The sequence below is a fragment of the Alteromonas sp. K632G genome (genome assembly GCF_017653625.1).
GTDB lineage: Bacteria > Pseudomonadota > Gammaproteobacteria > Enterobacterales > Alteromonadaceae > Alteromonas > Alteromonas naphthalenivorans.
Map to the genome: position 1 here is coordinate 65727 of NZ_JAGGDM010000017.1, position 22856 is coordinate 88582.

General features: G+C 46.0%; 19 protein-coding genes. All 19 read right to left on the reverse strand.

The window, feature by feature from the left end; translation table 11 throughout:
- Positions 1-63: 63 nt before the first annotated feature.
- The 19 genes from mutT to mraZ all read right to left on the reverse strand — a co-directional run bounded on the left by mutT (position 64) and on the right by mraZ (position 22854).
- The gene (gene mutT / locus J5X92_RS16045) at positions 64-459 is read right to left on the reverse strand and encodes an 8-oxo-dGTP diphosphatase MutT (protein WP_013782946.1); all 396 of its coding nucleotides are present in this window, start codon (positions 457-459) and stop codon (positions 64-66) included.
- Positions 459-3176 (reverse strand): preprotein translocase subunit SecA, encoded by a 2718-nt coding sequence (gene secA, locus J5X92_RS16050; protein WP_013782945.1) that lies wholly within the window; start codon positions 3174-3176, stop codon positions 459-461. Before secA ends, mutT begins: the two co-directional genes overlap by 1 nt.
- Positions 3177-3325: 149 nt before the next feature.
- Positions 3326-4204, reverse strand: a complete 879-nt coding sequence (locus J5X92_RS16055) for a M23 family metallopeptidase (protein WP_126873777.1) — start codon at positions 4202-4204, stop codon at positions 3326-3328.
- Positions 4205-4408: 204 nt separating this feature from the next.
- On the reverse strand, positions 4409-5320 hold the full coding sequence (lpxC, locus tag J5X92_RS16060; protein ID WP_126873778.1) for a UDP-3-O-acyl-N-acetylglucosamine deacetylase: 912 nt from the start codon (positions 5318-5320) through the stop codon (positions 4409-4411).
- Positions 5321-5556: 236 nt separating this feature from the next.
- Positions 5557-6726 (reverse strand): cell division protein FtsZ, encoded by a 1170-nt coding sequence (gene ftsZ, locus J5X92_RS16065; protein ID WP_208806115.1) that lies wholly within the window; start codon positions 6724-6726, stop codon positions 5557-5559.
- Between the two features lie 102 nt (positions 6727-6828).
- A complete protein-coding gene (gene ftsA / locus J5X92_RS16070) occupies positions 6829-8058 on the reverse strand; it encodes a cell division protein FtsA (RefSeq protein ID WP_013782941.1) in 1230 nt (409 codons plus the stop codon).
- A 7-nt stretch (positions 8059-8065) separates the two neighbouring features.
- Entirely contained in the window at positions 8066-8830 is a 765-nt protein-coding gene (locus J5X92_RS16075; protein WP_126873779.1) for a cell division protein FtsQ/DivIB, read from the reverse strand.
- A 6-nt stretch (positions 8831-8836) separates the two neighbouring features.
- Positions 8837-9805: a D-alanine--D-alanine ligase gene (locus J5X92_RS16080; RefSeq protein WP_013782939.1), complete on the reverse strand. Its 969-nt coding sequence runs from the start codon at positions 9803-9805 to the stop codon at positions 8837-8839.
- Positions 9802-11250 carry a UDP-N-acetylmuramate--L-alanine ligase gene (gene murC / locus J5X92_RS16085; RefSeq protein WP_126873780.1) on the reverse strand — a complete coding sequence of 483 codons (1449 nt, stop codon included), beginning with the start codon at positions 11248-11250 and terminating at the stop codon, positions 9802-9804. The genes J5X92_RS16080 and murC overlap by 4 nt, the downstream gene beginning before the upstream one ends.
- Positions 11250-12338 (reverse strand): undecaprenyldiphospho-muramoylpentapeptide beta-N-acetylglucosaminyltransferase, encoded by a 1089-nt coding sequence (murG, locus tag J5X92_RS16090; protein WP_126873781.1) that lies wholly within the window; start codon positions 12336-12338, stop codon positions 11250-11252. Before murG ends, murC begins: the two co-directional genes overlap by 1 nt.
- On the reverse strand, positions 12331-13872 hold the full coding sequence (gene ftsW / locus J5X92_RS16095) for a cell division protein FtsW (protein WP_126873798.1): 1542 nt from the start codon (positions 13870-13872) through the stop codon (positions 12331-12333). The genes murG and ftsW overlap by 8 nt, the downstream gene beginning before the upstream one ends.
- Complete coding sequence (murD, locus tag J5X92_RS16100) at positions 13872-15284, reverse strand: UDP-N-acetylmuramoyl-L-alanine--D-glutamate ligase (RefSeq protein WP_126873782.1); 1413 nt, start codon at positions 15282-15284, stop codon at positions 13872-13874. The genes ftsW and murD overlap by 1 nt, the downstream gene beginning before the upstream one ends.
- Entirely contained in the window at positions 15284-16366 is a 1083-nt protein-coding gene (gene mraY, locus J5X92_RS16105) for a phospho-N-acetylmuramoyl-pentapeptide-transferase (protein WP_057789946.1), read from the reverse strand. Before mraY ends, murD begins: the two co-directional genes overlap by 1 nt.
- On the reverse strand, positions 16360-17775 hold the full coding sequence (murF, locus tag J5X92_RS16110) for a UDP-N-acetylmuramoyl-tripeptide--D-alanyl-D-alanine ligase (protein ID WP_126873783.1): 1416 nt from the start codon (positions 17773-17775) through the stop codon (positions 16360-16362). The genes mraY and murF overlap by 7 nt, the downstream gene beginning before the upstream one ends.
- Entirely contained in the window at positions 17772-19364 is a 1593-nt protein-coding gene (locus J5X92_RS16115; protein WP_013782932.1) for a UDP-N-acetylmuramoyl-L-alanyl-D-glutamate--2,6-diaminopimelate ligase, read from the reverse strand. Before J5X92_RS16115 ends, murF begins: the two co-directional genes overlap by 4 nt.
- Positions 19354-21129: a peptidoglycan glycosyltransferase FtsI gene (locus tag J5X92_RS16120; protein ID WP_013782931.1), complete on the reverse strand. Its 1776-nt coding sequence runs from the start codon at positions 21127-21129 to the stop codon at positions 19354-19356. Before J5X92_RS16120 ends, J5X92_RS16115 begins: the two co-directional genes overlap by 11 nt.
- Positions 21126-21461, reverse strand: a complete 336-nt coding sequence (gene ftsL / locus J5X92_RS16125; protein WP_013782930.1) for a cell division protein FtsL — start codon at positions 21459-21461, stop codon at positions 21126-21128. Before ftsL ends, J5X92_RS16120 begins: the two co-directional genes overlap by 4 nt.
- Complete coding sequence (gene rsmH / locus J5X92_RS16130) at positions 21458-22399, reverse strand: 16S rRNA (cytosine(1402)-N(4))-methyltransferase RsmH (protein WP_062088014.1); 942 nt, start codon at positions 22397-22399, stop codon at positions 21458-21460. Before rsmH ends, ftsL begins: the two co-directional genes overlap by 4 nt.
- Positions 22396-22854 (reverse strand): division/cell wall cluster transcriptional repressor MraZ, encoded by a 459-nt coding sequence (gene mraZ, locus J5X92_RS16135; protein ID WP_057789935.1) that lies wholly within the window; start codon positions 22852-22854, stop codon positions 22396-22398. The genes rsmH and mraZ overlap by 4 nt, the downstream gene beginning before the upstream one ends.
- Between the last annotated feature and the right edge of the window lie 2 nt (positions 22855-22856).

A 22856-nucleotide genomic window follows, 5' to 3' on the forward strand; every position in this document is an offset into this window, starting at 1 on the left:
GGGCGGTCTATTAAGACCGCCCTTTTTGTTTTGAAGTATGTGTTTTAGGCTAAAAGCCGTCAGCTACTTCGAATATTTCTGTTGAAGCGCATCTATTATAGCCACATTAGCTGCCGGAAATTCACCAGCTTCCAATGCACTTACTTCAACCCAGCGTGTTTGTTGGTTTTCCTTACCTTCAGGTTCACCGTTAAACGCACTCACAGCATGTACATCAAGCTTAACAAGCTTATCGCCATAATCATGTTCAATGATAAGCAAAGGCTCGCTAGACTGCACTAGAATGCCAATCTCTTCTTGCAACTCTCGGCGCAATGCATCAAGTACAGTTTCATTATCTTCAACTTTACCGCCAGGAAATTCCCACTTGCCGCCTTGATGGGCGTTATCAGCCCGCAGGCTGATAAACACTTGTGTGCCGCGACGTACTACCCCAACGGCAACATGTACAACTTTCATTAGCTTAATTTACCGTGGCACTGCTTGTATTTTTTGCCTGAACCACAAGGGCAAGGATCGTTGCGACCTACTTTAGGGCCGTCACGTACCTCTGTACGTACTTTATCGCTAGCTGCTTCTGGCGGTGCTTCAGTAGCTGACGCGTTTTCGTGCTCAAATTGCTTAGGCACGTTATCCGCTTGACGACGCTGCTCTTCAACTTTCTCAACGTCTTCTTCAGCTTGTACTTTCACACGTGAAAGAATCGTAATCACTTCAACTTTCAACGCTTCTAGCATTTGTGAAAACAAAGCAAACGACTCGCGCTTGTATTCTTGCTTCGGATTTTTCTGCGCGTAGCTGCGAAGTCCAATACCTTGACGAAGGTGATCCATGGCCGCCAAATGTTCTTTCCAATGGCTGTCTAGGTTTTGTAGCATCACGGCTTTTTCAAACTGACGAAGTACTTGTTCGCCCACTACCGCTTCTTTCTCTTTATAGCTAGCGACTACTTCACCATGAATACGCTCACGAAGCTTTTCTTCATAAAGTTTGTCGTCGCTTTCTAACCAGTTTTGAATAGGCAAGTCTACGGCGAAGTCAGCGCGTAAACGCTCTTCTAACCCTTTCACATCCCACATTTCTTCTAGAGACTGTGGTGGAATATATTCATCAACCACACCGCTTACCACGTCTTCGCGGATTACTGCGATGGTTTCGCTAATGTCGCCTTCATCAAGCAACTCATTGCGCTGCTCATAAATCACTTTACGTTGGTCGTTTGCCACATCATCGTATTCAAGTAGTTGCTTACGAATATCGAAGTTACGACCTTCTACTTTACGTTGGGCGTTTTCGATAGCGCGGGTTACCCATGGGTGTTCAATGGCTTCGCCTTTTTCCATCCCTAAGCGCTTCATCATGTTGCCCATTTTTTCAGAGGCAAAAATACGCATTAGGGCATCATCTAGAGACAAGTAAAAACGGCTTGAACCTGGATCACCCTGACGACCTGAACGACCGCGCAGCTGATTATCGATACGGCGAGATTCATGGCGCTCTGTACCAATGATATGCAAACCGCCTGATGCTAGAACGGCGTCATGGCGTACTTTCCACTCAGCCTTAATCTTATCGATTTGTGCTTGAGTAGGGTTTTCGATTTTTTCGATTTCTGCTTGCCAGTTACCGCCAAGCACAATATCCGTTCCACGACCTGCCATGTTAGTCGCTATAGTTACCGCACCTGGCTTACCGGCTTGAGCAACAATATCGGCTTCGTGTTCGTGGAACTTAGCGTTAAGTACTTTATGGGGAATTTTGCTTTTCTTAAGTACCCGAGACAACAACTCAGAGTTTTCAATCGATACTGTCCCTACCAAGGTAGGCTGACCGCGCTCAACACATGCTTTGATATCTTCTACAATAGCATCGTATTTTTCTTCTGCCGTTAAATAGATAAGGTCGGCCTTATCTTTACGCTGCATAGGTTTGTTGGTCGGCAATACAACCGTTTCTAGGCTGTATATATGCTGGAATTCGAACGCTTCCGTATCGGCAGTACCTGTCATACCCGCAAGTTTGTTGTACAAGCGGAAGTAGTTTTGGAAAGTAATAGACGCTAAGGTTTGGTTCTCATTTTGAATCTTCACACCTTCTTTTGCTTCAACAGCTTGGTGTAAACCTTCAGACCAACGACGACCTTCCATTGTACGACCAGTATGCTCATCAACAATAACGATTTGGTCTTCTTTAACGATGTAATCTACATCTTTTGAAAACAATTTGTGTGCACGAAGGGCTGCGTTAATGTGGTGAAGTAATGAGATATTACCCGCAGCAAATAACGATTCGCCTTCTGGCAATACGCCTGCACGATGCAAAATTTCTTCTACATGGCCCTGGCCACGTTCAGTTAAATGAATTTGTTTCGCTTTAAGGTCGATAGTGTAATCACCGTCGCCTTCTTTGCCTTCTTCGTCTTCTTCTTCTTGCTGAATCAATTCAGGTATAACTAAATTAATACGGCGGTAAAGTTCAGAACTGTCTTCTGCTTGGCCTGAAATAATAAGCGGAGTACGGGCTTCATCAATTAGGATTGAATCTACTTCATCCACTACAGCAAAGTTAAGTGGGCGCTGAACGCGGTCTTGCGGGCTAAACGCCATGTTGTCACGCAAATAATCAAAGCCGAATTCGTTGTTTGTACCATAGGTAACGTCAGCTTGGTAAGCGTCACGCTTTTGCTCGTGCGCCATACCAGGTACGTTACAACCTACACGCATACCCAAGAAAGTGAACAGCTGGTTTGCCCATTCAGCATCACGCTTAGCAAGGTAATCATTCACGGTAATAACATGAACACCTTTACCAGACAGAGCGTTTAAATAAGTTGGCAAGGTAGCGGTAAGGGTTTTACCTTCACCGGTACGCATTTCTGAAATTTTACCTTCGTGTAATACCTGGCCGCCTAACATTTGCACGTCGAAGTGGCGCATGCCGTACACACGTTTACTCGCTTCACGTACGGTAGCAAAAGCTTCGTACATGAGATCTTCAAGGCTTTCGCCTTTTTCGATTCGCTGTTTAAACTCAGCCGTTTTTGCTTTTAACGCCTCATCAGAAAGCTGTTCATACTCTGCTTCCAGTGCATTGATGGCATCTACATTTTTTTGTAATTTTTTTAATAGACGGTCGTTTCGGCTACCGAACACTTTTCTAAGGATGCTTGAAAACATTAGCTTGTTATTTCCACTACTTGTCGAGACGCCGCACGGTAAGAGCACAGCTGCGATTAAACGTAAAAGACACTACCTCTAAAGATAATGCCAAGCGATAACTAATTGTTGCGTAAGCTGAACGCTTACTTACCTGGCTGCTGCCGTGTTTATTTTTTATAAACGTATGGCAGAGGATCGATTTGCTTACCGTTTCTTATTACTTCGTAGTGAACATGAACGCCCGTAGAGCGCCCCGTATTACCCATTTTAGCGATAGCTTGACCCTTGGTCACCACGTCGCCTATTGAGACAGATAACGTTTCATTATGCCCATAACGGGTAATAAAACCATCACCATGTTCTATTTCTACTAGATGCCCGTAACCGCTACGTTCGCCCGCCCAGGTAACAATACCTGCTGCAGTAGCTAAAACGTCATCACCCGCTTTACCCGCGAAATCTAAGCCTTTGTGCATAGCTGTTTCACCAGTGAAGGGGTCGGCGCGCATACCATAATAAGATGACAACCATCCCGATGCTATCGGTCGACCAGATAATTGACTCTGCTCATGGATATGGTGACCCCTCACCAAACTTTCAAGCATAGAAAGCTGCTGAGATTTTACGTCGAGAGATTGCTGAAGCTTATTAATCTCGCTGAGTAAGGGATCATCTTGGAGGTTGTCCGGTATCGATACCGGTACGAAAGCGTCCAGGTCAGCCGCTGTCATACCTAATTCTGTTGCTATCTGCTTTCCTTTACCATCGAGCATAGACGCTTGTGCTGAAAGCTCGGCAATATGGGAAATCAAAGTTTGTAATTTAATGGTGGTCTGTTGTTTAAGTGCTTCAACGTCTTGTTGCGTTTCATTCACTTCAGATTGTGCTAGGCGAACCCTAGCTACATCTTCAGACACAGATTCTGTGGAACGACTAGACACTAACATAAATATCGACGACAACACGGTCGCGCTCACCAGCGTACGTACACTGATGCTATGACGATAGCGTTTGTTCTTGCCTGATAGCGTTATTGTTAGCTTCATACCACAAATAGGAAATTTCTGTCGTGCTCAGTGAACTTCTAATACCTGTTTGCTAACAAACATAGACACGGCTGAAGCCGAGCTGAGAAGTAAAAAAGTTATGGCACATTAATTATAATTATATAGATTGCTTACTTTATCATTGTTTAGTCTAAAAGCTAAACGAAAAAAAGCCGCCATGTAGGCGGCTTTTTATATACCGGTTTACGCTAATACTGGTTGAGCGTAACGTATAGGTGCTTCGTCTTGAGAATCGTAGGTTATAAATTCCCAGCAGTCTTTCTGCGCAAGCACGGCGTTCAATAGTTTATTGTTTAAGCCGTGACCTGTTTTGTAAGCGCGCAATTCACCAATAAGGCTATGCCCACCTAAATACAAATCACCAATAGCATCTAAAATTTTATGCTTTAAAAATTCGTCGTCGTAACGTAAACCTTCGGGGTTCAACACGCGAAATTCATCAAGAGCAACCGCATTTTCCATGCTGCCGCCTAACGCTAAGTTGTTAGCATTCATGTATTCAAGGTCGCGCATAAAACCGAAGGTACGTGCACGGCTTACTTCGTTCACATAAGAACATGAATCGAAATCCATGGTCATATGCTGACGAGTTTGGCTGATAACTGGGTGATCGAAGTCAATTTGGAAGTCGACACGGAAACCATCATAAGGCACTAGTTCGGCCCACTTATCGCCATCTTCAACGCGAACGGTTTTCTTAATACGGATAAATCGCTTAAGGGCATTCAACTCTTCTATTCCTGCTGATTGAAGCAAGAATACGAAGGGGCTGGCACTACCATCCATAATAGGCAGCTCGTTGCTATCAACTTCAACAATGATATTGTCGATACCAAGCCCTGCAAGCGCAGATGCCAAATGTTCAACGGTTTGAATCGTTACGCCGTCTTCATTATTCAAACAGGTACACAGCATGGTATTACCCACTGCGTTTGCACGCGATGGAATATCAACATGAGGTTCAAGGTCAACACGCCTAAACACAATTCCCGTGTTTGCAGGCGCAGGCCGGAGAGTCATTGTGACCTTTTCCCCTTTATGAAGCCCAATTCCGGTTTCTTGCACCGGGTGCTTGATTGTACGTTGTCTAATCATCTGCTTATGCTTTTACCTATAAAAAAAGCGGTCGCGAATTATAGTGACTTACCACTCATTTGTCAAAAAATACGCAATTTCGACCATTCGCGAATCCAAAATTTTACGCGCAAGTAGCCACTCTGGTCACTAACCTGGAAAAATTCCAGTTTAAAACCTACCAGACATATAGTGCCCTTAATACCGTTCTGACAACGGTATTTCAGAAAAATTCACTTCAATTTCAGCGAGGTGAATTAGTCTGCTTGCTTACGCAAAAACGCTGGAATGTCTAGATACTCTAAATCATTACCAGGTTGCGCTTCATCTTCAGCTTTAAGTGCTTGGTTGCCTTCAGTACTGCCAACCCATGCTGAACGAGGTTCAGACGCTGTTGTGCTACCGTACTCTTTAGCTGGCGTAGTTAAACGCGAACCTTCTGAGCTTACTAGTGAAATGTCAGGCTTGCGCTCTGCGCCAATACCGGTTGCAACAACCGTTACGCGAAGCTCATCTGTCATTTCCATGTCAATAACGGTACCCACAACCACTGTCGCATTTTCAGAAGCAAATGCTTTAACAGCGTTACCAACAGTTTCAAACTCGTCGATAGCAAAATCTGGGCCGGCTGTGATATTCACAAGAATACCGCGCGCACCTGATAAATCGATATCTTCAAGTAGCGGACTTGCAATTGCTGATTCAGAGGCTTCTTCAGCACGATCTGGACCACTTGCTGAACCACTACCCATCATGGCTTTACCCATCTCAGACATTACTGTACGTACGTCGGCGAAATCCACGTTGATCAATCCAGGGCGAGTAATTAGCTCTGCAATCCCCTGAACAGCACCACGTAATACGTCGTTCGCTGCGCTGAATGCTTGAAGTAAAGGCGTACCTGGCCCCATCACTTTTAACAATTTCTCGTTTGGAATAGTGATAAGTGAATCTACGTTGTTAGCCAGTTCAACAATACCCTGCTCTGCAAACGTAGTACGCTTTTTGCCTTCAAATGGAAATGGCTTGGTAACAACAGCCACAGTAAGAATTCCCATTTCACGAGCAATTTTCGCTACTTCAGGTGCTGCACCCGTACCTGTACCACCACCCATACCAGCGGTGATGAAAACCATATCTGCGCCATCTAATGCCTGGCGAATGGTTTCTCTGTCTTCGTGTGCAGCATCGCGTCCAATGTTAGGATCGGCGCCTGCGCCTAAACCTTTAGTAACACTTGAACCAATTTGTAAGGTAACGTCAGCATTTGAGCTGCGTAGTACCTGCGCGTCGGTGTTTATCGCAATAAACTCCACGCCTTCAATGCTTTGAGACACCATGTGCTCAACTGCATTTCCGCCGCCGCCACCAACGCCGATGACTTTGATTACGGCTTCTTCGCCGTGACTATCCATTAATTCGAACATACTTACTCTCCGGTTGTACGTCTTCTATGCTTCGCTACGACACATAGTCGATTATATGCATCCTGCCAATCGTGATGCCGTAGCTATAGCGACCCCAAAAAATTAAAATTCACCTTTAAACCAGCTTTGCACGCGATGAAATAAACTCTCACCAGGTTTCTGCTTACTGGACTTCTTATTATCTGCTTGCACTTTGCCGTATTGCAGAAGCCCTACGACGGTTGCAAATCCTGCATCATCAACGTATTCAGACAAGCCTTTAACGTTGATTGGATTGCCTACTCTCACAGGCATCTGGAAAATTTCCTCGGCAAATTCAACCGCACCTTCCATTTTGGCGGTACCACCAGTTAGCACTAAGCCGGCGGCAATTTGCTCTTCCAGACCACTGGCACGAATTTCATCATGTACCAGTTCAAAAAGTTCTTGGTATCGAGGCTCAATCACTTCAGCTAGCGTATGTCGCGACATGACTCGCGCGGCACGCCCGCCTACACTGGGCACCTCAATACTTTCTTCCATACTGACCATGTCTTTCAGCGCGCAGGCATAATTAACTTTAATCTCTTCTGCGTTGCTAATTGGCGTACGGAAAATCTTAGCGATGTCGCTGGTAATCTGATTACCGGCAACAGGGATAACAGCGGTATGCCTAATGGCACCATCTGTGTAAATAACGATATCCATGGTGCCACCACCAATATCGACTACACACACGCCTAATTCACGTTCATCGTCCGTTAGCACAGCATAACTTGATGCCAATGCTGAAAATATCAATTGGTCGGCGTTTAGTTCGCAGCGCTCAACACACTTCACTAAATTTTTCGCCATATCGTCTGCACAGGTAATAATGTGTGCATCAGCTTCCATTCTTACGCCTGACATGCCAATTGGGTTCTTAATTCCTTCTTGCACATCAATAGTAAATTCTTGTGGTAAAACATGAAGTAACCTGCGTTCAGCTGCAATAGGAACACTACGTGCTGCGTGAATAACGTTATCTACATCTTCTTGGGTTACTTCTTGGTTGTTAATCGGCACCATACCGTTTTCGTTTTGGCATTTTACGTGACGGCCTGAAATAGACATGAACACTGAAGAAACACGGCAATCTGCCATTAGCTCCATCTCATTTACCGCACGTTGCACCGACTTAACCACAAGGTTTAAGTCATTTACGCCGCCTTTATCCATGCCTTTTGCGGCATGCGTACCGACACCGACAATACTGATTTGATCGTCGTCTAACAGCTCGCCCACCACAGCCTTTACCTGGCTAGTGCCTATATCTAAGCCTACAATTAAATTACGTTCAGCAGGTTTTGACATGGTTTCCTTAACTCTCTTTGTTTGTTGTATCGTTGTTGCTGTTTTCCCAGCCAACCGCGACACCCGTATCGTAACGAAGATCGATATATTTTACCGTCTTCTCTTGCTGCGCAAGTAAGGGATATACATCGATAAAGCGTTGTAACCTATCGATAAATTCCTTGCGCCCTAAATTTAATTCAATACCATTTTCAAGTTGAACTTGCCATGCGAAGCGCTCGCTCAACGACAATTCTTCAATATTCATAGCAGTAGTGGCTAACAGCGCATGCATGGCGTTATACCCTTCAAGCGCGGTCTTCTCGCTACCACCTGGGCCGTATAACCTTGGTAAGGCTAAATCATGCCCATCGGCATTAAACGTATCGCCGTAGGGGTTTAGCAACAAATCTTCGTTCCATTTTGCAACGGGTTGCTGCTCAACCAAATATATCTTTAACGTGTTTGGCCATTTTTTGCGTACCGACGCGCGATACACCCATGGCTGTGCTTCTACCAGTTCAAACACTTCATTCACATCTAGGGCAAAAAAACTGCCCGGTTGTGACTTTCTTATTAGGCGTTCTAGCCTAGTAATATTCACATGTTGGTAATCGCCTGAAAAATCGATTACCTGAACAGGCATTTGCTGTTCATCTTGCATATAACCGTTGGCCTTAACAACGCCAAACACTAATGCCGCGATAACAAACAATAAGAACACTACACCGCCCCACAAAGACGCTTTGTCTTTAGCTGGCTTATTGTTTACGGTGCTCGTCTTACTTGTCATTGCGCTTTATGCTCTGCTGTCAGGGTCGAAACTGGTGGCCAATATTGCCAGAACCAGTTCATCAAAACTTAACCCTGCCACTTTAGCCGCTTTAGGCACCAAGCTCTTTTCCGTCATTCCTGGCACCGTATTCGCTTCAAGCAAATAAAAATGCCCATCACCATCTTGCATCACATCAATGCGACCCCAGCCAGAGCCAGAAATAGAATCGAATGCCTGCGTCGATAGCTGAGCAAGATGTGCTTCTTGCTCGTCAGACAAACCACTTGGACAAAAATACTCTGTGGTATCGTCTTGGTACTTTGCAGCGTAATCATAAAACGTATGTGGAGTAGACATGCGAATAGACGGCAATGCCTGCCCCTGAATTACTGAAACCGTAAACTCAGGGCCTTTAATGTATTGCTCTAACAGGACCTGGTTGTCATAGTTAAAGGCGTCCTGTATGGCATTTTCGAGTTGTTCAGCGCTTGTCACTCTCGCCATGCCAATACTCGACCCTTCTCGGGCCGGTTTTACCATGACTTCATTCCCCAACTTTTCCATTATAGCGCTGCACTTACCAGCTTCAAAGCGCCTTTTATCAGCAATTTCATATTTAGCAGTAGGTAAGCCAAGGCTTTGCCATACTTGCTTGGTGTGAATTTTGTCCATCGCCAAGGCAGAACCTAAAACCGGCGTTCCCGTATAGGGAATTTTAAGCAGTTGTAGTGCCCCTTGCATTGATCCATCTTCACCACCTCGACCGTGTAACATGATAAGTACTCGGTCAACTTTTTCGCTGATTAAATCAGTAAGTGGTCGCTCTGCCGGATCGAAAGCTATAGCGTTTACATTTTCTCGTAAAAGCGCTGCAAGCACCGCGTTTCCTGAGTTTAGCGACACGTCACGTTCGGCAGAGTCGCCGCCAAACATGACCGCCACTTTTCCAAATTCGGCAGCATCATATTTTTTTACGTTGCTAAAAAGACTCATGCATCGCTCTCCTGATGCAGCACTTTTGGCTCCATCTCACGGCTGGCGAGCAACTTAGCAATTTGACCAATGTTTCCAGCGCCTTGGGTCATCACGATATCGCCCTCTACCAAAATATTGGCAAGAATGGCGGGAAGCGCTTCTTTACCGCCTACGTAAACGGGCTCAATTTGGCCACGTTGACGGATAGAACGACACAAAGATTTACTATCAGCACCTTCAATAGGTTGTTCACTGGCCGGATAAACGTCTAACAATAGCAATACATCTACCGTAGAAAGCACGTTAACAAAGTCTTCGTACAAATCACGAGTACGAGTAAACCGGTGTGGTTGATACACCATCACTAAACGATTCTCGGGCCAATTAGCCCTCGCTGCCGCTATCGTGGCTTTCACTTCTGTAGGGTGATGACCATAATCGTCAACCAAGGTAACATTGCCAACACTGGTTTTAAAATCGCCAAGCACTTCAAACCGACGTCCGATACCACCAAAGCTCGCCAATGCAGTCACTATGGAGTCATCATCAATACCTTCATCCGTTGCCACAGCAATGGCTGCCAACGCATTTAGCACATTGTGGTTACCGGTAAGGTTTAATGTCACCTTCAAAGGCTCACGCTCTGGCCGTATAACGGTGAAATTAGCTTGCCCGAATGACAAGGTAATATCCTGGGCACGTACATCGTTGTGCGCTTCAAAGCCATAAGTAATGATACTGCGGCCAATACGGGGGCTAACCTCTTGTATGTTGGCGTCGTCGCCACACACAATTGCCTGCCCGTAAAATGGCAAATTACTCAAAAACTCAACAAAAGTGTCTTTCACTTTCGAGAAGTCACCGCCATAGGTATCCATATGGTCAGCTTCAATATTCGTAACTACCGACACCATAGGCTGCAAGTGTAAGAACGATGCATCACTTTCATCGGCTTCAGCAATTAAATAACGGCTTCTGCCTAAACGTGCGTTAGTACCCGCACTATTTAACAAGCCACCAATCACAAACGTGGGGTCGTACTGCGCTTGTGCAAAAATGGTAGAGATCAAACTGGTTGTTGTGGTTTTACCATGGGTTCCTGCCACGGCTATACCATGACGAAAACGCATTAATTCCGCTAACATCTCCGCACGACGTATAATTGGAATACGCTGTTCTCTGGCGGTAATAATCTCTGGGTTAGCTTCGTTAATGGCACTAGAAACCACAATCACATCCATACCATCAACGTTTTCGGCTTTATGACCTATCTTTACATCCACGCCCAAATCATTAAGGCGCTGAGTCATAGGCCCTGAATTTATGTCAGAGCCAGCAATGTCGTAACCTTCATTAAGCAGTACTTCAGCAATACCGCCCATACCCGCACCGCCAATGCCGATAAAAAATATTTTCTTCACCCTGCGCATTTGCGGGCTCTCAAATGGGGTCTTAAAAACCATTATTCCCCTACTCCTACTACTGCCATGCAATGGCTTACTACTTGTTCAGTGGCGTGAGTACTGGCGTGCTGCCTTGCTACTTCACCCATTTTTAGGCAATCGCTAGGGTGTGTTACCCAGTGCCGAACCGCCTGCCTTAAATTGTCTTTTAATGCTGACTGCGCAATCATAATGGCTGCGCCATGCTTCACTAACGATTGCGCATTTTTTGTTTGATGATCGTCTACCGCGTGTGGCAGAGGTACAAACAATGCTGCCCTGCCCGCTGCCGCCACTTCCGCAACGGTGAGCGCGCCCGCTCTGCAAATCACAAAATCAGCCCACTCGTAGGCCGCTGCCATATCATCAATAAAGTCGCTGACTTCAACGGGATTAGCCGAACCTGCATAAAGCGCTTCTACCGACGCTTTATTGCCTTTCCCACATTGATGGCGAATAGACAAACCGTCCAGCGCCGCGCATGTGGCAGGCACAGTATCATTAAGTACTTTGGCACCCAAACTTCCGCCAACAACCAGAAGGTTAAGTTTACCCTTTACTGTTTCGTCTGAAACTGCTTCTTTAGGGTTAACTTGCCAAATTTCGTCTCGCACAGGGTTGCCAACGGTGTGCACTTTAAAAGCAACTTTAGCAAACTGCGGCTTTGCGTCGTCAAACCCGAGTAACACCCGCGTGGCAATATTAGCCAATAACTTATTGGTCATGCCCGCGGCCGCATTTTGCTCGTGAATAACCACGGGGATGCCTAACGATTTGGCAGCAACACCCCCAGGGCCACTGGCGTAACCACCAAACCCAAGCACTAAATCTGGTTGCACCCGTTTAATAATACGGCGAGCCGAAAACAAACTTTTTATTAATGCTATACCGCCCGATAATTTGGCTTTTAGCCCTTTACCTCGAATACCTTTCACTGGAATAAAGTGAATGGGAATACCATGCTTGGGCACAACGTCGGCTTCCATTCGCTCTGCGGTGCCAAGCCATTCTATTTCCCAACCCGCTGATTGCAGCGCGTGAGCCACGGCTAACCCAGGGAAAACATGCCCCCCAGTACCACCAGCCATAATTAAGCAACGCTTACTCACTCGACGCCTCCTTAGATACACGGGCTAAAATAGCTTTAATGCCGGCTTTGCCTTCGTCTTCAGGAGAAACTGTATTGGATGCTTTTTTTGAACCAACGTCTTTTGTTTTAGCTACTGGCGCGTCTTCGCTACTCTCATGCATATCAGGAGCGTTCACATCAGATGCTTTCAGATCAGGGGCTTGGTTGTAATCCGCCTCGGCATCAGCGAACGGTTCAGCATTGGTATGTTTCGTTCTTACTGCCGGCTTAGCCGCTGATTTAGCTGAAGGCTTTGCCTTTGCTTTGCTGGTTCTCTTATTGTCGCCACGTCCTAACGCTTGAACTCCGTCTACGCGAAGTTCAAAATCGATACGCAACAATAAAGCCACCGCCACCGACATAACAATAAGCGATGAACCACCGTAACTAACTAATGGCAGCGTTAACCCTTTAGTAGGCAGAATACCTGCACTTGCACCAATATTCACCGCGGTTTGGAAACTGAACCAAATCCCTACGCTGTAAGCTAAATACCCTTCGAATGGGCGTGATTTCAATAAGGCTTTGTTCCCTATTTGTAACGCACGCACCACCATCCATAATATTAAGCCAAGTACCGCAAGCACACCCACAAAGCCAAGCTCTTCAGCTAAAATGGCCATCACAAAATCGGTATGGGCTTCAGGTAAGAACTCTAACTTTTGTAGGCTATTACCTAAACCTTGGCCAAACCAATTACCTCGGCCATAAGCCATTAGCGATTGGGTAAGCTGATACCCCGCGCCGAATGGGTCGGCCCAAGGATCAAGAAACGAGGTTACCCGCTTCATGCGGTATTCTTCAAACACGATAAGGGCAACAACGGCCAACACGCCCGCAAACACCAACGCAAAGAACTGCCATAAGCGAGCACCCGCTAAAAATAACAGCCCAATGGTGGTGGCAAACATTACTACCACAGTACCCAAATCGGGTTGTAGCAGCAGTAACATGGCTAATGCGAAGAACACCACTAATGGCTTTATAAACCCTTTTAAATTTTCCGTTACTTCTTCATAACGGCGAACTAGGTAGCCGGCCAAGTAAGTGAAGAAGAAAAGCTTGGCAGGCTCAGCCGCTTGAATGGTAATGGGGCCTAGTGCCAACCAACGGGTACTTCCGTTTACGGTACGCCCAACAAGCAGCACTGCCACCAATAGCCCAATCGCCGCTAATAACAGATAAGGGTTTGCCGTGCGCCAAAACTGCATAGGAAGTTCTAGTACCACCATAGCAGCAATAATTGCCCCCACAATGTAAATACCGTGACGAATAGCAAAGTAAAAAGGATTATCGTGAATTCTCTCAGCAACAGGCATTGAAGCTGATGTCACTATGATAATACCAATCGTCATTAGGGCTAACGCAACAATGATTAAGCCAATATCGTAAGGGCTTTGAAGGTTTTGTTCGTCATGACGAGCCGCAAACAACGCACTTAATTTAGTGTCGGCTTGCGACGTATCTTTTGTTTTTAACGCGCGATTTGCTTGGGGAGCGTTTGCAGTCGTCATCATGATGGCAAACCTCCCGCTTCTTTCACTGCGCCAGCGTCACTTTCAAATTTTACCTTTTCGGTAATATGTGTAACTGCATCAGTAAATACTTGTGCACGGTGCATATAGTTTTTAAACATGTCGATACTGGCACACGCTGGGGATAGCAAGACGATATCGCCGTTACCAGCACGTAAGTTAGCAGCCAATACCGCCTTCTCCATTGAAGCCACTATTGTGGTGTCTCTAAAAACAGCGCTGAATTTTTCTGCGTCTTTGCCTAGCGCAATCACTTCACCAACACTTTCATCTAGCGCTGGTTTTAATGCACTTAAATCTGCACCTTTGCTATCACCACCGGCAATGAGGATAATTTTTCCATTGGTAGTAGGAGCTAGCCCTTGAATAGCAGCGATAGTGGCACCCACGTTGGTAGCCTTTGAATCATCTATCCACTTCACGCCATTAATGTTGGCAATTTGTACGCAGCGGTGCGGCGCTGAAGTGAAGCTAGCCACTGCACGTGCGGCTGTATTAAGCAGGGCTGGTTTATTCAATGAAGTACTAAACGCTTGGCATAATGCCAGCGACGCCATCACGTTAAGCACATTGTGCATGCCAGCCAATCGAATATCGGCGGTATTAAGCAGCGCTTCACCGTTGAAGGTTATAACGCCTTCGCGTAAACCAAAGCCGGTATCGCTAATATCAAGGCCATAGGTGATAGTGTTTTCACAATTTGAAGTTGGCGTAACCTGCTTGTCGCCGCGCCAAACTACTGCGGTATTACAATGACTAAAAATACGCTGTTTGGCAGCTATGTATTGCTGCATATCGCCGTGTCTATCTAAATGGTCATCGCTAACATTCAAAATCGATGCGGCGTTCAACTTCAAGCTAGAAGTCGTTTCAAGCTGAAAACTGGAAAGCTCTAAAACAATGACATCCAAAGAAGAAGACTGAGTTTCAAGCTCTGCCATGGATTCTGGAAGGGTTTCAAGTACTGGGCGCCCTACATTACCCGCCTCACACACCTCGTACCCACAAGCTTTCAGCATATGCGTTGTTAGCAGGGTAACCGTGGTTTTACCATTTGAACCAGTTATTCCTATGGTTGGCGTATTGTTAAGACGTGCAAACAATTCCACGTCGCCAATAACTTCAACACCACAGGCTTTTGCGTGTTCCACTTGTTCAATGTTAAGCGGTAAGCCTGGGCTTAGTACCAAGGTATCAACGCCTGCAAAGAAGTCACGAGGTAATGTCCCAGTGGTTACGCAGATATTTAATGGTGCTGACACATTGAAAGTATCGCGGGTATCAAAGGCCTTAACCTTCGCCCCTTGCTGTTTTAGAAAACGCACGCAAGCCTGACCTGTTACTCCCAGGCCGCCTACCACATAAGAATGTGCACGTACGTTATATGTCATTATCTAAGTTTCAACGTTGCCAGCCCAACAAGGACTAAAATGATAGAAATGATCCAGAAGCGCACAATAACTCGCGGCTCCGGCCAACCTTTTAATTCGTAATGGTGATGAATAGGTGCCATTCTAAAAATACGTTGTCCACGCAACTTAAATGAACCCACTTGCAAAATGACCGATAAGGTTTCTACTACAAACACACCACCCATAATAATCAGTACAATTTCTTGGCGAACTAATACGGCTAGTACGCCCAATGTGCCACCTAATGCCAATGAACCTACATCGCCCATGAAGACTTGTGCTGGATAGGTGTTAAACCATAAAAATCCTAGCCCAGCACCAACAATGGCCGTACACACAATAACCAACTCACTGGTAAGGGGAATATGCGGAATATTAAGGTAATCGGCGAAATTCGCGTTCCCAGTTACATAAGCAAAAATAGCGAAAGCACCTGCCACTAAAATAGTCGGCACGATGGCTAATCCATCAAGGCCGTCGGTTAGGTTGACTGCGTTACTTGTGCCCACAATGGCAAAGTAAGTAATAATGATAAAAAAGGCGCCTAGTTGCGGAAACACTTCTTTAAAGAAAGGGATAAGCAATGAGGTTTCAGCACTTAATGTGGCACTGCTATATAGGAAGAAAGCTACCCCAATGGCTACCACCGATTGCCAGAAATACTTCCAGCGCGCAATCAAGCCTTTTGAGTCTTTACGGATCACTTTGCGATAGTCATCCACAAACCCGATAATGCCGTACGACACCACTACGGCTAAGGTCACTAAGACGTAGCGGTTACTTAAATCTGCCCACAATAAGACACTCACTACTATAGCCGCTAAAATCAATAAGCCACCCATAGTAGGTGTACCCGATTTAGATAAATGACTTTGCGGGCCATCATCACGTACAGTTTGTCCTATCTGCATGGTTTGCAAATAACGAATCATTTTAGGGCCAATTAAAATAGCAATGAGCAACGCCGTTAGCGTACTTAAAATCGCTCTTAGGGTAAGGTATGAAAATACGTTAAACCCAGTATCAAATTGTGTCAGCCAGTCAGCTAGCCAAATTAACATGCAATACGCTCCCGACGGCGTTCAAACTTTCCCAGCGAAGAGGCCTCGATCGCCTCTACCACGCGTTCCATACGAGAACTGCGTGAGCCTTTTACTAAAATTGAAATATCTTGTTGTTCTACTTGTAAGTCTTGCTCTAACGCACTCACCAAACTGTCGATGTCGGTAAAATGCTCGCCGTTTTTTCCAGGTGCCGCGTCAAAAACCGCGCTGGCCGACTGACTTAACACACCAAATGAATACAGGTAATCGATACCTTTACTTAGTGCGTAATTACCTACCTGCTCATGATAGAAACGCGCTTTTTCGCCGAGTTCTTTCATGTCGCCCAGTATCAAAACATTAATGCCAGAGAAGGTACTTAGTGTATCGATAGCCGCATTCACAGAAGCAACGTTGGCGTTGTAAGTGTCATCAAGCAAACGTACTTGGCTACCTAATGTCTTAACATTCAAGCGCCCTTTCACTTGCTTCATCGCAAGCAAACCGTCGCGTACGTTCTCAAGGGTGGCACCCAATTGCATAGTAAGGGCCGCAGCAACTAGCGCATTCCCCACATTATGGATACCCGGAATTGTTAATTGAATAGCAGCTTCACCTTCGTTGCTACACAACTGAAATGCTGCGCAACCATCAAGACCTACAATGATATCTTCTGCTGTGAAGTCGGCTTCGTTCTTTTGCATTGGCGAGAAAGTTAATACCCGCTTTTGCTTGAGCTTGCCTTGCCAGAAATCGGCAAATTGGCTGTCTACATTAACGATGGCAGTGCCGCTATCGCCTAAGCCTTTAAAGATTTCGCTTTTTGCACGAGCTACACCTAACAAACTCCCAAACCCTTCAAGGTGAGAAGCAGCAGCATTTACAATAGTGGCGACATCAGGCTTAACCAGATTAGTGGTGTACGCAATTTCACCTAGATGGTTTGCACCTAATTCCATCACCGCGTATTCGTGGTGGTGTTCTAGGCGAAGTAAGGTAAGCGGAACCCCAATATCATTGTTGAAATTTCCGTTTGTGGCGAGTACTGAACCGCGACGCTCAAGGATAGCCGCACACATTTCTTTCACGGTAGTTTTACCGCTACTTCCTGTGATAGCGATGGTTTTAGGTGCTATTTCACGTTTTACGGCAGCGCCTAAAAGGCCTAAAGCCAGTTTAGTGTCTTCAACATACACCACAGGAATGGAAACATTCACAGGTTCGCTGGCAATAATTGCGCTCGCCCCTGCATTTTCTGCGCTTTTCGCAAATTCATGGCCGTTAAAATTTTCGCCTTTTAGTGCAAGGTAGACAGAGCCCGAATCTATGGTTCGCGTGTCTGTACTTACCGCACTGACTTCACAATCTTGTCCGTCAAGTTTGCCGTCAATTTGGCTGGCTATCCACGACAGTGTTGTAGTTATCATTTTTTGTACTCCTGCTGTAGTCGCGCCACAACTGTACGTTCGTTATAGTCTGTCTGTTGGGTACCAATAATTTGGTAATCTTCATGGCCTTTACCGGCCACTATAATAATGTCGTTCTCATCTGCACTATCTAAGCAATAGCGAATAGCGCTTTCTCTGTCTGCTTCTTCAACTGCGTCATTAGGGCGTTGCAAGCCCGCCTTAATATCGCTAGCAATACTTTCTGGCGACTCGCTACGACTGTTGTCAGTGGTAATGACAATTACGTCAGCATGCTGTTCAGCCGCCGCGCCCATTAAGGGACGCTTGCCTTTATCGCGATCGCCACCACACCCAAACACGCACCACACTTTGCCGGCAGTATGTGTTTTAGCGCTTTTCAGCACTTGTTCTAACGCGTCTGGCGTGTGCGCATAATCAACAATTACGCTGGCACTACCCCCAACGGGGAACACTTCCATTCTTCCCGGTACAGGTTGCAAACCATTCACTACCCGCACTACATTTTCAAAGCGTTCGCCCTGCGCCAATAAACATGAAATAGCGCTTAGCGTATTGCTCACGTTAAACGAGCCAAACAATGCCAATTCAATAGGTGCTGTGCCCCATGAAGAAACAAGGTCGAATCGAATTCCTGAAGAATGGTATGAAACATTTGTGGCGAAACAATGGCGATCTTGTGGTTGTTTGTGCGTGGCTAAAACATCATCAGTAGGTTCAAACCCTGTCCATACTCGTGTCACTCTCGGCTTACTAATTGCTATTTCTTCTGAGCTTCCATCTTTAGCTGCATTAGCGTCTAAGTAGTCAGCCCAATTCTGGCTTTCACTGTCGTTTACATTCAATACAACAGCTTCAAGGCCAGGTTGATCTAACAACAAACGTTTTGCCTTAGCGTACTCTTCCATGGTGCCGTGATAATCAAGATGGTCTCGCGTTAAGTTGGTGAATACTGCAATATCCGTTTTCACTTGGCTTAACCGGCCTTGCACTAATGCATGAGAGCTGGCTTCAAACGCCGTATGTCGCACTTCGCATTGCACAAACTCTGCCAACACGTACTGCAAACGAATAGCATTAGGGGTGGTATTAGCCGCGGCGGTCGTAACCCATTGGGTATTTTCACCTTCATATACGCTACTGCCAAGAGTGCCAACGCTTGCACTGCGCGTACCTAGCGCATCTTTTAACTGGGTAAGCAATTGAACTGTCGAGGTTTTTCCGTTAGTTCCCGTTACCGCCACTGTCATCATTTTCAAAGCGGGGTAATCGTAAAATGCAGCCGCCAATGCCGATAGCATGCTAGGTAATTGATATAGCGAAATAATTACCGAATGGTCGCGCATTTCCATTTGGCCATGGGCTTGACTGTCGTCAGTTTGCGCCAGAATGACACGCGCGCCTAAACTAATTGCCTGTGGTATGAAATCTCTTCCGTCACGCTCATGACCTTTAACCGCTACAAATGCTGTTTTTGTGTTCACATCACGGCTATCTAAAGTTAGGCCTTCAATACGAATATCTGGCGCGTCTATGCCAAACTTTGCTAACAGCGCACGCGTACTTTGAATAAAGGAATTAACTACCACTGTTGCCTCCTTTCAGCCATGCGCCTGACGTCACGTGCTTGTCATCGGGAGTTACATTTAACATGTGTAAAGCACCGCCCATGATTGACGAAAACACAGGTGCTGCAGTGTCACCGGCGTGATACAAATCACCACCAGGCTCGTTAATAAGCACAATAGTGACAAGTCTTGGGTCGGAAACAGGGGCAATACCAGCAAAGATATTCACATACTCTTCGCCATAACCACCTGCCACAGCCTTACGACTGGTACCTGTTTTTCCTGCCACACGGTAACCTGGAACGGCCGCTTTTTTCGCTGTACCGCCTCGCTGGGTTACGCTTTCCATCATTTGGACTATGGCTTTTGCATTCTCTTCACTGATAACCCGTTCAGGCTGACCTTGCCATCCGGTTTGCTGTGGCGACTTAATAATATTCAGTGGCTGCTTGATACCGCCATTCGCCAATGTGGCGTATAACCGCCCAAGTTGCGCAGTGGTTACCGATATCCCATAGCCAAATGACAAGGTGGCAAGTTCGAATTCAGACCAACGGCTTCGGTCGTAGAAGATACCACTGCTTTCACCGGCCATATTTAGGCCAGTATCTGACATCAACCCAATGTTGTAATAGGTGTCGAGTAGAAATTGCTTAGGCACAGACAGCGCTAATTTCGAAGTACCCATATTGCTTGAATGCTGAATAATTTCTTCAAGGGTAAGCTCGCCATAGTTACGCGAGTCTTTAACTAAGCTTCCGCCTAGGCGCATCCAACCAGGGTTGGTATCTACGACATCCTCCGCTCCTACTTCACCAAATTCCATAGCAGTTAGTACCGCTAACGGCTTTAACGCAGAGCCTGGCTCGAATGCATCCGTAATGACGCGGTTACGCATGCGGTGGGGTGAAATATTACTGCGATCGTTAGGGTTAAAAGACGGCGCATTTACCATGGCCAGTACATCGCCCGTTTTTACATCAATCACCACTGCCGAGGCAGAACTGGATTGATAGTAAATCATGGCTTCTTTAATTTCTTTGTACGCTAACGCTTGAATACGTTGGTCGATAGTCAGTTGCAGATTACCCGCATCCTCACCCGTGGTGGTTTCTAAAATCTCTACCTGACGACCTTTGGCATCTCGACGAATTTTGCGGGAACCTGGCGTACCAGTAAGCCACTCATCGTACATACGCTCTAGGCCTTCAACACCTGTATCATCAACATCGGTAACACCGATTAATTGAGCCGACACTTCACCGGTAGGATAATAACGACGACTTTCGCGGCGTAAGTAAATACCTGGAATATCAAGTTTATCAACATACTCGGCCATGGCAGGAGACACTTGACGCTGCAAGTACACAAAACGGCGTTTAGGATTGCTCACTTTTTCTTGTAAGCTATCTACCGACTGGCCTAGTACGTCGGCCAGTGCTTGCCAACGACGTGGCTCAGCAAGGCCATCGTTCTCATGAATAATTTTAGGATCGGCATAAATGGCTCGAACCGGCACGCTAACGGCTAGCTCAACCCCATTTCTGTCTGTGACCAGTCCGCGATAGGTAGGCATGTTGCGCGTACGCAAGGTACGGCTATCGCCTTGTTGGATAAGTTCATCAGGCTCAATAACTTGAATAAACGCCGCGCGGGCAGCCAGTGCCGCAAAAACCGAGATAACCACGATAAGCACAACCACAAAGCGCCAGTGCACCAAGCTTGGTGTGACGTTTTGTTTTGCTCCGCTCGCTTTGCGGCTACGTTTAACGGTAGACGTGGTCATTTAAGCCTCACTACCACTTCGTCATCGGCTGTAGGACGGTACATATCAAGTTGCTTTTCAACCAAGGTTTCAATGCGGTTATGTTCGGTAAGCGCACGTTGTTCTAGCACTAAGTTGCGCCATTCAACATCGAGCTCATCTTTCTGTTGCATCAGGTCTTCAAGGGCAATAACTTGCTGACGATTTTGGTGGCTACCAAGAATAACCGCCATGCCACTAAGCAGAACCGCTAAATACAACAAAACCCGCAACTTGTTGCGGGTTAAATCTGACACAATAATCAGCAGTAAACTGAAGTTTGTATTTGCCCTATCAGGCTTACCTAACGTCATAGCTTTTCGGCCACCCTTAACACGGAACTGCGTGAGCGAACGTTGTTCGCAATCTCCAATTCAGAGGGTTTTATGGCACGGCTTAACGCTTTTAATACTTTATCGGCATCTATTTCAGCTTGGGTTATGGGCAAATTATGCGGTACTGATTTGCCTTTGCTTTGGTCTTTTATAAAGCGTTTTACGAGTCGGTCTTCCAAAGAATGAAACGAAATAACCGCCAAGCGTCCTTCTTTTGCTAACACTTGAGTCGCTGCTTTTAGGCCTATTCGCAACTGCTCTAGCTCAGCATTAATGTAAATTCGGATACCTTGGAATGCACGTGTAGCTGGGTGTTTAAACTTATCTTTTACTGGTACGGCTTCATCAATAAGTGCGGCTAACTGAGCAGTACGGGTAATAGGCGTGGTTTCGCGAGTATTTACAATGGCGTGCGCGATGCGTTTACCAAACTTCTCTTCACCAAACTCTTTAATTACTTGGGTAATGTCTTGTTCTTCAGCGCGGGCTAGCCAATCGGCTGCACTTTCACCGCGTGAGGTGTCCATACGCATATCTAGCGGGCCGTCGCGAAGGAAACTAAAGCCACGTTCGGCATCATCAAGTTGAGGAGACGAAACACCCAAGTCCATTAATACGCCGTCAATCTTTCCGGTTAAACCCAAGGCTTCAATTTCTTCGGCCATGTCGCCAAAAGGAGAATGAATAATACGGAAGCGGCTGTCATCGGCAAAACGCTTAGCCGCCTCTATAGCCTGTGGGTCGCGATCAAACGCAATTAAGCTACCATCGCTACCCAACGCATCAAGAATATGCGCAGAATGGCCTCCACGACCGAATGTGGCATCAATGTAGATACCGTTAGGTTTGATAGCTAGGGCTTCTATACACTCGTCGAGTAACACAGAAACATGCTTGAATTCGTTAGATTGGCTCATAAGGAAAAGTCCTGTAAACGTTCGGTGAGTTCAAATTCGCCTTTGCGTTCGGTATCCATATCAAGCTCAACTTGTTCAGCCCATACTTCGGCATCCCAAATTTCAAACTTATTCAACTGACCAACTAACATGACTTCTTTTGATAGGTGAGCATGAAGGCGTAGCGGAGTAGGAAGCAGAATTCGTCCGCTTTTATCCATTTCACCTTCAGTAGCATGGCCGAGTAATAAACGCTGCATGCGTCTTTCCGCTGGAATCATGCTTGAGAACTTAATGAGTTTAAGCTCAATTTCTTCCCATTCGGGAAGTGGGTAAAGCAGCAAACAACTTTGCTGTGTATCGACCGTACAGACCAGCTGTCCATTACAATCATCCAGCAGCGACTGCCGATACTTTGTTGGTATCGCTAGTCTGCCTTTTGTATCCAGATTGATTGCGTTAGCGCCGCGGAACATTC